We start from the raw sequence: 13,564 nt of genomic DNA, 5'->3' as shown, positions 1-13,564 counted from the left end.
CCTCCTTTCGTTATCCACCAATGTAAGACATTTCTACTTTTGAACGTTTATTTGCACTTTCAGCTGTTCTTTCATCTGAATACCGATCTTTTCTAAACTCCCATGTATGTCGTAGAATTTTTAATAGTGATGCATCAGAAATATTTTCTCGAAGAAGCGTTCGCAAATCCGTTCCTTTCGTTCCAAATAGGCATGTAAAAAACTTTCCGTCTGCCGAAATACGAGCTCTCGTACAAGAAGAACAAAATGACTCAGAAACAGAAGTAATAAATCCAACTTCTGCATTGCTCCCTACATATCGATACACTTTAGCTACTTCTCCAAAGTAACGAGGCTGGGCGGGCTCAATCGGATATACACGATTAATTTTCTCTATTAATTGTTCCTTCGTAATGACTTGTTCAAAGTTCCAGCCGTTCGTACTGCCCACATCCATAAACTCGATAAAACGTAGCTGAATTTCTTGTTCTTTAAAATAACGGGCCATACGTAGAATTTGACTATCATTCATCCCTTTTTTTACGACCATATTTACTTTTACTTCTAATCCAGCTGCCTTTGCTGCTTCAATTCCTTTCAATACAGGTTTTGTACTTACATTTCGTCCATTAATTTTTTTGAAGACGTGATCCTCTATCGCATCTAAACTAATATTTACACGTTTTAATCCCGCTTCTTTTAACGCCTTAGCTTGTTTTGCTAAATGAATACCGTTTGTTGTGAGTCCAATATCCGTTAAGCCTTCTAGCTTTGCAAGCCTTGCAATTAACTTTGGTAAATCTTTACGCAATAAAGGTTCACCGCCAGTAAGTCTAATTTTATTGACTCCCATACTTATAAATAATCTAGCTAATCTTTCTATTTCATCGAATGTTAATAAAAACTCTTCCTGTAAAAAAGCATAATCAGATCCGAACACTTCGGCTGGCATACAGTATGTACACCTAAAATTACAACGATCAATAACTGAAATACGTAAATCTTGAAGTGGCCGCTCTAACGAATCCCTCATCTTCTCGTGCATCTATATCCCTTCTTTTCTACTGCAATCCTTAGTAGGTTTCATATTTTTTATTTGCCTTTATTATAAAAAAGAAGCTACATATTCAATGTGACTTTTCTCACATTACTTTCCCCATTCAAAAATTCTTCACAAATCCGTTCGAATTTTGTTCACATCTTCAGTTCCTACTCCTTACGGTCAGTGAAATTTTACATCAATTTTGAAATAGCTCTTGCATTTTCAGCATACTTACACTCAAAATAGGAATTGTATTGCTTATATGAAGAAAGGTGATTGCTGTGGCAAACAGTATGAAATTATCTCAAGATTTAAAGGAATTACTTGCATCTGTTGAATATAAAATGCAAATAAAAAAAGGAAGTTTTATTTTTCAAGAAGGTATGGAAGCAACAGAACTCTATATCATCCACTCTGGAAAAGTACAAATTAGTAAACTTAGTGCTGACGGACAAGAATTAACACTTCGGATTTGTTCGCAATATGACATTATTGGAGAATTAACATTATTCACGGACAATGCGAAGTATTTATTAAATTCAAAATGCCTTGAAGATGTTGAAGTAGGCGTTATAAAGCGTGAAGCGTTAGAAAAAGCATTACTCCAAAAACCAGCTCTTGTATTTGAATTTATGAAATGGATTAGTGAACATTTAAGAAGAATGCAAACGAAGTTCCGAGATTTAGTATTACACGGCAAAAAAGGTGCCCTATATTCTACTCTTATACGAATGACAAATAGTTACGGTGTATTAAAAGAAAATGGTATTCTCATCGATTTACCATTAACGAATCAAGAACTTGCTAATTTCTGTGCAACTTCACGGGAAAGTGTAAATCGCATGTTAAATGAACTAAAAAAGCAAGGTACAATTTCTATTCATAAAGGAAAGATTACAATCCATGATTTACAATTTTTAAAACGTGAAATTGCTTGTGAAGATTGCTCTGCTTCTGTTTGTAGCATTGATTAGCATCTTATTTAGATACTTATACCTACAAAGAAAGCCGAGGTCTCCAATTAGATCTCGGCTTTCTTTATAAATTACTAAACATGTATACCAAAACTATTTTTTCAATCCATTAGGAATACGTCTTCTGTAAATTACATAACTACGGCTTACATATTTAATTGGAGCACTAAATACATGTACCAGTCTAGTGAATGGCCATACTGCGAAAAGCCCCATTCCTGCAAGAATATGAATTTTAAACCATACAGGCACTTCCATCATATATTCAACTTTCGGTTGGAAAATAAAGAGACTTCGGAACCAAGGACCGATCGTTGTACGATAATCAAACCCTTTTGAGTCGATATTTAAAAATGTTGAGGAAAGTCCTGCCAGCATAACGATAAGTAATAAAATAAGCGCAATATAATCTCCCGTTGTACTCGTTGCAATGATACGTTTTACGGTTACACGGCGATACGTTAATATAATTAAGCCGATGATAGAAGCAACACCTGCCGGAAGCCCGAAACTAATTGCTACTACATGATACATATGTTCAGAAATACCTATTGAACGGTATACGGACTCTGGAATTAAAATCCCCATAACATGACCGCCAATTACGAACATGATCCCAAAGTGGAATAATAGACTTCCGACCCGGAGCATTTTCTTCTCTAATAGTTCACTAGATTTTGATGTCCATCCAAATTGATCATAGTTGTATCTGAAAATATGTCCACCGATAAAGATTGCAAAAATGATATAGGGAAACAACACCCATAGAAATTGATCCATCATTTTGACAACTCTCCTTTCTAATTTGTCTGTACACCCCATGTATCGATAGCGAGGAGAATAGCTGCAAGAATTGGTTCATACATACTATCAGCTTCTTTTAATTGAACGTGCAATGCTTGTATATTTTCCTTGTATTTACTCATAATTGGCTCACTATCTTGCTCATTGGCATTTGCAAAAAACTCAAGCAAAAGCGGTATATAATCCGGTAGTTCTTTATCTGTTACTTCAAAACCAGATTTTTTATAATGCTGTTTTAACTCTAATAATTCAATACCTCTTTCTCTTTGTTCACCTGTGTTCATATAAGTTAAATACATATTTGTCTTTTTACCAAAATCAAATGTATATACGTAACGATCAATTAATTGATCGTTCGTTTTATCTAGTGCTTGTTTTATAAACGCTGTAAGTGCTGCTTTAACGTCTTCTTGTTCAATTGCTTCAATCTCTTCTTGTACTTCAGTTAAAGCTTCTCCCCACCCAAGTTCCGGATAGGAGAGAAGAAAAGAAGAACAAGAAAAAGCAGTTTGTAAACTTTGTTTCATCATTTTCCGCCCCCTTTATTTAAGAAATTGTCATGCAAGACCCTGGCCCACCTGCGAAGGATAAACCACAGCTTCCTTGTTCACTATATAAATCAGCAACTTGTTCACGGTGAGTGCCCGGAATGACGAAACGATCTTTATATTTCGCGATAGCAAGAAGACGATACATATCTTCTACATCCTGTTTCGTTAAACCAATTTCTTTTAATACTGCTTCATTTGGTTCTTTATTAATTTGCAATGCTCTCATATGCGTCCGCATGACAGCCATTTTTTTCAACGTAAGTCGAATGTGGGATTCATCTCCTGCAGTGAGTAGATTCGCTAAATATTGAATTGGGATACGCATATTATCGATAGCAGGGAAAATCTCTTCTGCTTGCCAGTTACTACCTTTTCCCTCCACCATATTCATAATTGGGCTAAGCGGCGGGATATACCAAACCATTGGCATTGTACGATACTCTGGATGAAGAGGTAGAGCAATTTTCCAATCAATAATCATTTTATAAATTGGCGACTGTTGTGCCGCTTTAATCCACTCTTCAGGAATGCCTTGTTTTTTCGCTTCAGCTGCTACTTCAGGATCATTTGGATCTAGGAAAACAGTAAGCTGAGATTCATATAAATCTTTTTCGTCTTCAACAGAAGCCGCTTCTTTTACTTTGTCAGCGTTATATAGCATTACCCCAATATACCTGATACGTCCTACACATGTTTCCGAACAAATTGTTGGCATACCAGCTTCAATACGCGGGAAACACATTGTACATTTTTCCGCTTTATTCGTTTGCCAGTTAAAATACACTTTTTTATATGGACAAGACGATACGCAAAATCTCCATGCACGACATGCATTTTGATCGACAAGAACAATCCCATCTTCTTCACGTTTATACATCGCACCCGATGGACAAGACGATACGCAAGATGGATTCATACAATGTTCGCATATGCGTGGTAAATACATCATAAAGACATTTTCAAAATCTGTTTTAATTTCTTCTTCCATTTTCTTTACGTTCGGATCTTGCAATCCTGTTATATGTCCACCAGCTAAATCATCTTCCCAGTTTGGACCCCATTCAATTTTGTCGATAAATTCGCCTGTAATTGCTGATTTCGGACGAGCAACTGGTTGATGCTTACGCTGCGGGCTATTTGTTAATGTTTCATAATCATAGTTCCAAGGTTCAAAGTAATCGTCGATGGTTGGTTGATCTGGATTGTGGAAAATATTCATAAGGCGTTTCATTTTCGAACCTGATTTCAGCTGAATTTCACCATTTCTCAATTCCCAGCCGCCTTTATATTTCTCTTGATCTTCCCATTGTTTCGGATAACCAATTCCAGGTTTCGTTTCTACGTTATTGAAGTACATATATTCAGCACCCGGACGATTTGTCCAGGTGTTTTTGCATGTTACGCTACAAGTATGGCAGCCGATGCATTTATCCAGGTTCATTACCATTCCGACTTGTGCTTTAATCTTCAAGCCAATCTACCTCCTTCAGTTTACGGATTACAACATTTAAGTCACGCTGATTCCCAGTCGGACCATAGTAGTTAAATCCATAGCTTAATTGGCCATATCCACCAATCATATGTGTTGGTTTAACATGAATACGGGTTGGACTATTATGTGTTCCCCCGCGGGTGCTTGTTAATTTCGTACCAGGCACGTTAATGTGGCGATCTTGTGCATGGTGCATAAATGCCATCCCTCTCGGTATACGGTGCGTTACGACAGCACGTGCTACAACAACACCGTTACGGTTAAAGCACTCGATCCAATCATTATCTGCAACGCCAGCTTCATTCGCATCATCTTTATTCATCCAAACAGTTGGACCACCTCTAAATAGCGTCAACATCGGTAATGAATCGAAGTACATACTATGAATCGACCACTTATTATGCGGTGTTAAATAGTTTAGTGTTATTTCTTTTCCTTCTACTTCGGGACGTGATTTTCGGAACGGTTTATGTTGCAGAATTGGTTTAAATGTTGCCATCGTTTCACCGAATTCTTTCATCATGTCATGATCTAAGTAGAAAGATTGTCGACCCGTTATCGTTCTCCAAGGAATAAGACGTTCCACATTTGTTGTAAATGGTGAATAACGGCGTCCACCTTTTTCAGAACCTGTAAAGGCTGGAGAAGTAATTACTGTTTTCGGCTGTGCTGTAATTTGTTCGAATGTGAAGCATTCTTCTTCACGTTCTTCTGCTAAATCACGCAGTTTTAAATCCGTTTGTTTTTCAAGTGCTTCCCATGCTTTTACAGCCATATGACCGTTTGTTGTCGAAGAAAGCGTTAATACCGCCTCAGCAGCATTGATTGCTTCTTTTATGTCTGGGCAACCTTTCGCAATAGAATCCGTTCGAACAACTCCTAATTTGCTCTTTAATTGCTCATACTCTTTTTCTGCTGACCAAGAAATACCTTTCGTACCAATTGGTTGTTTTCCAGCATTTGGTCCTAGTGCAGTCATCTTGTCATAAATCGTTTTATAATCCCTTTCGACAACATGAATTTGTGGCATCGTTTTACCCGGTATTGGTTCACACTCACCTTTACTCCAGTCATTAATCTTGCCAAGTGGTTGCGCTAATTCTTGCGGTGTATCGTGAAGAAGTGGTGTTGCAACGACTTCTTTCATTGGTTCAAGATCGATTTTCTTCGCTAAATTTGACACAGCTTTAGAAAGAGCGGTGAAAATATCCCAATCAGAGCGTGCTTCCCACGGTGAACCGATTGCTGGATTAAATGGATGTACAAATGGATGCATATCCGTACTGCTTAAATCATGCTTTTCATACCAAGTTGAAGCAGGTAAGACGATGTCAGAATAGAGCGCTGTTCCAGCCATACGGAAATCTAAATTAATGAGTAGATCAAGCTTCCCTTCTGGCGCTTCTTCATGCCACTTAATTTCTTCTGGTCGCAACGAATCACTATCATCATTCATTAATCCATTTTTTGTGCCTAATAAATGTTTTAAGAAATATTCGTGGCCTTTACCAGAACTTGAAATTAAGTTGGCACGCCATACGAATAAGTTGCGCGGGAAGTTGTTTTTATTATCTGGATCTTCAATCGCAAATTTTAGTTCTTTTTCTTTTAGTTTTTGTGCAACGTATTTTCCGAGTTCTTCTTGCGTTGTTGCACCAGCAGCAACAGCTTCTTTATATAATTCAATTCCATTTTCCTCGAATGTTGGATAAGAAGGTAACCAGCCAAGTCGTGCCGCTAATACGTTGTAATCACCGTGATGTTGATAACGAGAGTTGCCCTCAATTGGTGATGCTAAATGTCCAACCGGTGTATCTTCATAACGCCATTGATCTGTTACGAAATAGAAGAAAGATGTACCATTTTGTAATTTCGGTGGCCCTTGCCAATCTTTTGCCATCGCGATTGTTTGCCATCCTTCTGCTGGTCGTAATTTTTCTTGACCGACATAATGCGCCCAACCGCCACCGTTTACCCCTTGTGCTCCAACGAGAAGAACAAGGTTTAAAACTGCGCGATAAATCGTATCAGAATTAAACCAATGGTTAATACCGGCCCCTACAATAATCATCGAGCGCCCATCCGTATCAACTGCGTTTTGTGCAAACTCACGAGCAATTTGAATAATAAGCTCTCGTTTCACTCCTGTCATTTTCTCTTGCCATGCAGGCGTAAATGGTACATCATCATTGAAGTCTTTCGGCTCTTGTCCGCCGAGCCCTCGGTTCACACCGTAATTTGCCAACGTTAAGTCGTATACAGTTGTAACGAACACTTCGCCTTCTTCTGTCATAATTTTTTTCACTGGAATTGTACGTTCCAATACTTTATTTCCCTCATCTGAGAAGTACGGAATTTGTACCGTTCCCACAGCATCTTCCATTCCAAGTAAAGAAAGACGTGGATCAATCTTTTCACCTGTTTGTTCATCTTCTAAACGCAAGTTCCATTTCTTTTCATTATCCCAACGTGACCCCATTGTGCCGTGAGGTGTTGCAAAATCTTTCGTGTTCTCGTTCCAAAGAACAGGCTTCCATTCTCCTAACTTTGTTTCTCGTCCAATATCAGTAGCATTTAAGAAACGATCAGCGACGAATTGATCTCCTTTTTGTTTCAATGTGACAAAGAAAGGAAAATCAGTATATTGCTTCGCATACTTTGTGAAGTATTCCACTTGATTATCTACGTAAAATTCTTGTAAAATCACATGCCCCATTGCCATCGCAAGTGCACCGTCTGTACCTTGTTTCACACTAATCCAATCATCCGCAAATTTTGTAGACTCAGCGAAGTCAGGACTGACAGAAACAACTTTCGTTCCTTTATATCGAACTTCGGCTAAAAAGTGTGCATCTGGCGTTCTCGTCATCGGTACATTTGAACCCCATGTCATAATGTAACCAGCGTTATACCAGTCACTACTTTCTGGTACATCTGTTTGATCACCCCAAATTTGCGGAGAAGCTGGTGGTAAATCCGCGTACCAATCATAGAAGCTAAGCATCGGCCCGCCCATAAGTTGCATAAAGCGGCTACCCGCTGCATGACTTAACATCGACATAGCTGGAATTGGTGAAAAACCAACATTTCGGTCTGGGCCGTATTTAATGATTGTGTAAAGTAACGAAGCAGAAACGAGTTGTAATACTTCATCCCAATTCGCACGAATAAATCCACCTTTACCACGCGCCTGCTTATACTTACGTGCTTTTTCAGGGTTTTCCACAATACTTTTCCAAGCATCTAGTGGTGAATCATTATTTTGTAATTCTTCTTGCCACATACTCCAAAGAACACCACGTACATACGGATATTTCACACGAAGTGGACTATAAATGTACCAAGAAAAACTCGCTCCACGCGGACATCCTCGTGGTTCAAAATCCGGCATATCAGGTCCTGTCGTTGGATAGTTAAGCTCTTGCCCTTCCCAAGTTACAATTCCATCTTTCACATAAATGTTCCAACTACATGAACCAGTGCAGTTCACGCCGTGTGTAGAACGAATTACTTTATCATGCTGCCAGCGTTTTCTGTACACATTTTCCCATTCACGATCTTCATATGTTTCTTGTGTATGATTATCGTTATAACGATCTATTGGTGAAAAATATTTTAAACGTCTCATTAGTGCTGAAGGTTTCTTCTTCATCATGTTCACTCCTTTAATACGTCTCTCTTACATACCCTTACTATAAAAGAGGTTGTAAAATACAGATGTGACATTTCGCACAGTTCAAGAGATTGTCATAAATTCATTTGGAAACCGGTTTACGGGGAAACATTTATAAATAAAGATTATTTTGTTTTGTTGTGAAGATTTCGGTCAGCCGTGAGCTTATTAGGAAAATAGCATTTTGAGGATTCACCTTTTTTTGCATAAGAAAAAACGCAGGAGAGATTCCTACGTTTTTATATAAAGTGAAACTTTAATCAGTGGAGGTTTTGTTCGTCCCCCACTGATTATCAGCCCACAAATAGCGAGATATAACTATAAATCATTATTTACGGTATTGCTCTTAGTTACGGAAACAATTATACTAAATGTTATCCGCGCATATAATCTGAATATTCATAAAATTATGAGTGGGATTTCCTTTTTGGACATAGAAATTATAAAGTATATCACCATGATTTTTTAACATTTACGTTTTTTCCTATGTATATAAGTTCTCAATATGAACTTATATACACCATTCCTACTTACCTCTTAGATTACTAATATACTGCACTAAAATGAAGGAACTCCTTTTCTTTTACATAAAAATGAATTAGAAAAGATAATGAAATTAGGAGGATTACGATGCCCCATCTTGATTCATTACATCCCATTGTAGAAAAAATAATCAACAATATTGAAAAATTAATGGTCGGAAAACGAAAAGAAACGATTTTAACCATGACAGCTCTTTTAGCTGAAGGTCATGTACTATTAGAAGATGTTCCTGGCGTTGGGAAAACAATGCTAGTACGCACTCTTTCTAAATCAATTGACGCCGATTACAAGCGCATTCAATTCACACCTGATTTACTGCCGTCAGATGTTACAGGTGTTTCTATTTACAATCCAAAAGAGCTCCAATTTGAGTTCAAGCCTGGACCAATCATGGGGAATTTTATACTTGCTGATGAAATTAATCGTACATCTCCAAAGACACAATCTGCCTTACTTGAAAGTATGGAAGAAGGCACTATCACAATAGATGGCATTACAAGATCGTTACCAAAACCTTTCTTTGTCATGGCTACACAAAACCCGGTCGAATATGAAGGAACATATCCTTTACCAGAAGCTCAACTCGATCGTTTCTTGTTGAAGCTAACAATGGGATATCCTACACCAGAAGAAGAATTTGAAATTTTAAACCGGATGGAAAAAACAAACCCACTCTCCCATTTACAAGCTATTACAACAATAAAAGAATTACTTTATTTACAACAAAGCGTAAGGGAAGTAAGTATGGACAAAGCAATCAAGCATTACATTGTAAAGCTTGTTAATCAGACTCGTTCTTATAGTTCTATACAGCTAGGCGCAAGTCCACGTGGCTCAATTGCTTTAATGAAAGCTTCACAAGCTTATGCATTCATCCATGGCAGAAATTATGTTATTCCAGACGATGTTAAATTTTTAGCTCCTTACGTTTTAGCTCACAGACTCATTCTAAAAATGGAAGCAAGATTTGAAGGAATAACAGGAGAACAAGTTATCTCCAAAATCGTTGCACGAACTACCGTGCCGACTCAAAGGACGAAGAACCTTTGATGAAGCGACTACTACGAGCACTATATCACGTTACAAAGTTATCACTAATCCCTTTATGCGTAGTCTTAACATTTGTGTATGCTATGCTTCAAGGAGGATTTGTAAGTTGGTTTTTGTTTTACAGTACGATTCCTATTGGCCTTTATTCACTACTACTCCCCTTCTACGCTTTACGGGACGCTGAAGTAAAACGAATAACAAACCAAAACAAATATGCAGCAGGAGAACAGTTTGTAAGCACGATTACAATAAAAAGAAAACTTCCTTTTCCCTTACTTTATTTAGTTATAGAAGATGAACTGCCACCACCATTTACAAGTTGTAAACAAGAAAAGATGAATAAGGTCATACTCTTTCCAGGATTGAAACGAAATATTTCGTTTCAATATGTTATTGATACAATCCCTAGAGGAGAGCACACTTTTTCAAGCGTACGTGTCAAAACTGGCGATCTATTCGGTATGATAGAGAAAAAAGTAACTTTTTCAGTTCCAGATACATTTTTAGTCTATCCCCAGTATGTAGATATAGCGTATCGACAATTGGAAAATCATTTCGAACAAGGGGCGCTTTCAGCAAATATAAATTCAGCAAAAGACTCTACAGTATCTGTCGGCGTCAGAGACTATAAACCTGGTGACCGCTTTTCATGGATTGATTGGAAAGCAACTGCACGAACAAACAATATTATGACGAAAGAGTTTGAACAACAGCGTAGCCATAATATCATGATATTCATGGACAGAACTGATTCCCCTCTATTCGAATCAGTCGTAACGTTTACTGCCTCTATTGTAAGGACTGTCTTGAAGCAAAATTCACCAGCGTCATTCGTGTCTGTCGGAAAAGAACGAACTATTTTCCCTTTAGACAATGGAGATACTCAGTTGCAACAAATTTTTTGTCATTTAGCGAAAGTACATGCAGACAGTGTATCCCCCCTCTCTCAGAGTGTAGAAATGGAATTAAGAAAAATGTATCAGCCCGTAACGATTATACTCGTGACAAGCGATCTTTCTCCCGATATTCAAAAGGCGGCTGACTGTGCTGCTATAAAAAATAGAAAATTAATGGTGTTTGTCGTGAAAGAAAAAGCAAATCAACTCTCACATCGAGAACTCAGTATTCTAGAAACTCTACAAAAACGAAAAATATTTGTAAATGTGGTTTATGGAAACCAGTATACAAACGTGTTTTTTGAGGTGAGCAAATGATAACATTACAGGCAAAAAAACAATTGGATATGACTAAATTTTTCATGCATGCATGCGCATTTCTACTTTTATTAGAATGGCTAAGACCCCTTATAGGTATTACAAACGTAGGTAGATTAGATATTTTTGTAATATTTATAGGGATTTGCTTCACTCTCTCTTTTTTTCAAACAAGGTGGCAAATTCCTATAAAGACCATCACGATTTTATTCATCATTCATTTCCTATATTATAAAAATGCTTTTATAAATCCATCTTGGCTAACGAAATTTTTTACTGATATTTCTCAAAATTCCTCCCTGTTGTTCCAGGGGAATTTGCTAGATATTTCTCCAGTTTTTCCAACAGTTTTATTTTTTCTATCCTTTTGGTTTTTGAGTTCTTTCATCTCTTTTTGGATGATTCATAAAAAACGTGGATTGTTATTTCTTGTATTGACTATTATTTATATCACAACTTTTCATAACTTACATTTATACAATGCAAACTTCGCTATTATTCGTACTGTTGTCATCGGCTTTTTTATGCTTAGTCTTCTTCGCATAGAACGAATAAAAGAGATGGAATACTTACAAAATTATGCTAGAGAAATCTCAAAATTACTTAGACCTCTTACAATATTTATTGTATTGTCAGCAACCATCGCATACTTTGCTCCAAAATTCGGCCCTCAATGGCCAAACCCAATGAATTTTTTAAAATTCAACACATCCGAAGCGAGTAAAAAACAAGAAGTTTCTACAATTGGGTATGGTTTAGATGACTCGAGATTAGGTGGTCCTTTTCAGGCTGATCCTACAATTGTTTTCACAGCACAAACGCAAAACAAACAATATTGGAGAGTAGAAACGAAAGATTTTTATACAGGAAAAGGCTGGGAAGTTTCTGAAAATCAAAAAAAGATTTCTTTTAAAAGTAAAAACGACGTCGTGAGCTGGTACGAACAAAATACAAAAACGGAGACAACAAAGGCAACAATAAACATGCAAAAAAGTTATCCGCATCTTACCTATCCAGCAGGGTTAATATCAGTTGAGGCTTCCTCAGATGTATCATACAGCGTTGACCCATTTTCCGAAAAAATCTATACAATGCACGGAGACTCCTCTACTACTTTACATTCATATAAAGTAACGTATGAGATCCCGGAATTTCCCATAGAAAACTTGAAAGCTGTAAACACGAATGAAGGTCAAGAAACAAATCCTTATTTCATGACAAAGTACACACAACTTCCCGAATCATTACCACAGCGAGTAAAAGACTTGGCTGTCAATCTTACAAATGATAAAGACAACCGGTATGATAAAGTATTAGCTATTGAAAATTACTTCGCAGACAACTCTTTTACATACGAATCAACGAATGTCTTGTACCCTGCCAAAAGTCAAGATTATGTAGATCAATTCCTTTTCGATACAAAAAGCGGCTACTGTAATAATTTTTCGACGTCTATGATCGTGTTACTTCGTTCTGCTGGGATTCCTGCTCGCTGGGTAAAAGGTTATACAGAAGGAACTCTTGACAATACACTTGCCTCTGCAGAAGGTCAGGATATTTATAAAATCACGAACGATAACGCACACTCTTGGGTCGAAGTATATTTCCCAGGATACGGATGGATTCCATTCGAACCAACAAAAGGATTTACCTATCCCTATAATTTTATAAATAATACGCCTGCTCCTATTTCACAAAATAGCGAAGCAAATAATTCTAATAACCAGCAAATACATCAACGAAATAATGAAGCAAAACTTAAAAGTTTAATAGAAAATATAGAAGAAGCCTCTACTAAAAAGGTCACAAATTCTAAAACTAGTTTTTCTTGGTGGTACGTATTCCTCTCTACGATACCAATTAGTATCATCGGATACATTCTCTTCACTACTAGAATGAAATGGATTACATTTTTTATTATTCTTTTCTATAAATACCGAAAAGATGATGTTGTTTATCAAAAAGCTTACGGCGCACTTTTAAAACAATTTGCGAGAATCGGCATACCACGGAGGGAAAGTCAAACATTCCGAGAATACGCTCTTCACATCGATACACTTTACAACTCGGCTCATATGCAACAACTTACTTTCAGTTATGAAAACGCTATGTATCAAAAAGGACAATCCGCAGCCGAATGGAAAAAATCTGTACACTTATGGGAAGTGCTTATGAAAAAAGCAACTTCTCTTCCTAAATCAAATGAATTCGATACAATGATTTAATCTTAATCATGTGAGTT

General features: G+C 37.1%; 9 protein-coding genes. 4 read left to right on the top strand and 5 right to left on the bottom strand.

What is annotated here, in order from left to right:
* Positions 1–10: 10 nt before the first annotated feature.
* Complete coding sequence (moaA, locus tag JDS92_RS01710) at positions 11–1,024, bottom strand: GTP 3',8-cyclase MoaA (protein WP_098710776.1); 1,014 nt, start codon at positions 1,022–1,024, stop codon at positions 11–13.
* A 278-nt stretch (positions 1,025–1,302) separates the two neighbouring features.
* On the opposite strand from moaA, the gene JDS92_RS01705 reads away from it, so the two are divergent.
* A complete protein-coding gene (locus JDS92_RS01705; protein WP_199631422.1) occupies positions 1,303–1,995 on the top strand; it encodes a Crp/Fnr family transcriptional regulator in 693 nt (230 codons plus the stop codon).
* Between the two features lie 93 nt (positions 1,996–2,088).
* Here the strand turns inward: JDS92_RS01705 and narI are convergent, their stop codons facing one another.
* From narI to JDS92_RS01685, 4 genes are read right to left on the bottom strand one after another with little or no spacing between them, the layout of a single operon-like run.
* On the bottom strand, positions 2,089–2,778 hold the full coding sequence (narI, locus tag JDS92_RS01700; RefSeq protein WP_098912172.1) for a respiratory nitrate reductase subunit gamma: 690 nt from the start codon (positions 2,776–2,778) through the stop codon (positions 2,089–2,091).
* A 17-nt stretch (positions 2,779–2,795) separates the two neighbouring features.
* Positions 2,796–3,326, bottom strand: coding sequence for a nitrate reductase molybdenum cofactor assembly chaperone (gene narJ, locus JDS92_RS01695; protein ID WP_199631453.1), 531 nt, complete (start codon positions 3,324–3,326; stop codon positions 2,796–2,798).
* A 19-nt stretch (positions 3,327–3,345) separates the two neighbouring features.
* The gene (narH, locus tag JDS92_RS01690; RefSeq protein WP_199631421.1) at positions 3,346–4,821 is read right to left on the bottom strand and encodes a nitrate reductase subunit beta; all 1,476 of its coding nucleotides are present in this window, start codon (positions 4,819–4,821) and stop codon (positions 3,346–3,348) included.
* A complete protein-coding gene (locus JDS92_RS01685; RefSeq protein ID WP_199631420.1) occupies positions 4,811–8,497 on the bottom strand; it encodes a nitrate reductase subunit alpha in 3,687 nt (1,228 codons plus the stop codon). Before JDS92_RS01685 ends, narH begins: the two co-directional genes overlap by 11 nt.
* Before the next feature lie 648 nt (positions 8,498–9,145).
* On the opposite strand from JDS92_RS01685, the gene JDS92_RS01680 reads away from it, so the two are divergent.
* From JDS92_RS01680 to JDS92_RS01670, 3 genes are read left to right on the top strand one after another with little or no spacing between them, the layout of a single operon-like run.
* Positions 9,146–10,108 carry an AAA family ATPase gene (locus JDS92_RS01680; RefSeq protein ID WP_088056030.1) on the top strand — a complete coding sequence of 321 codons (963 nt, stop codon included), beginning with the start codon at positions 9,146–9,148 and terminating at the stop codon, positions 10,106–10,108.
* Complete coding sequence (locus JDS92_RS01675; protein ID WP_199631452.1) at positions 10,108–11,322, top strand: DUF58 domain-containing protein; 1,215 nt, start codon at positions 10,108–10,110, stop codon at positions 11,320–11,322. Before JDS92_RS01680 ends, JDS92_RS01675 begins: the two co-directional genes overlap by 1 nt.
* Entirely contained in the window at positions 11,319–13,547 is a 2,229-nt protein-coding gene (locus JDS92_RS01670; RefSeq protein WP_199631419.1) for a transglutaminase TgpA family protein, read from the top strand. Before JDS92_RS01675 ends, JDS92_RS01670 begins: the two co-directional genes overlap by 4 nt.
* Positions 13,548–13,564: the final 17 nt, after the last annotated feature.

The sequence above is a fragment of the Bacillus cereus group sp. N12 genome, from assembly GCF_016483575.1.
In the GTDB taxonomy this organism is placed as follows: domain Bacteria; phylum Bacillota; class Bacilli; order Bacillales; family Bacillaceae_G; genus Bacillus_A; species Bacillus_A toyonensis.
Note: the sequence above shows the minus strand (reverse complement) of the source record. Positions and strands in the feature narration are given on the sequence as shown.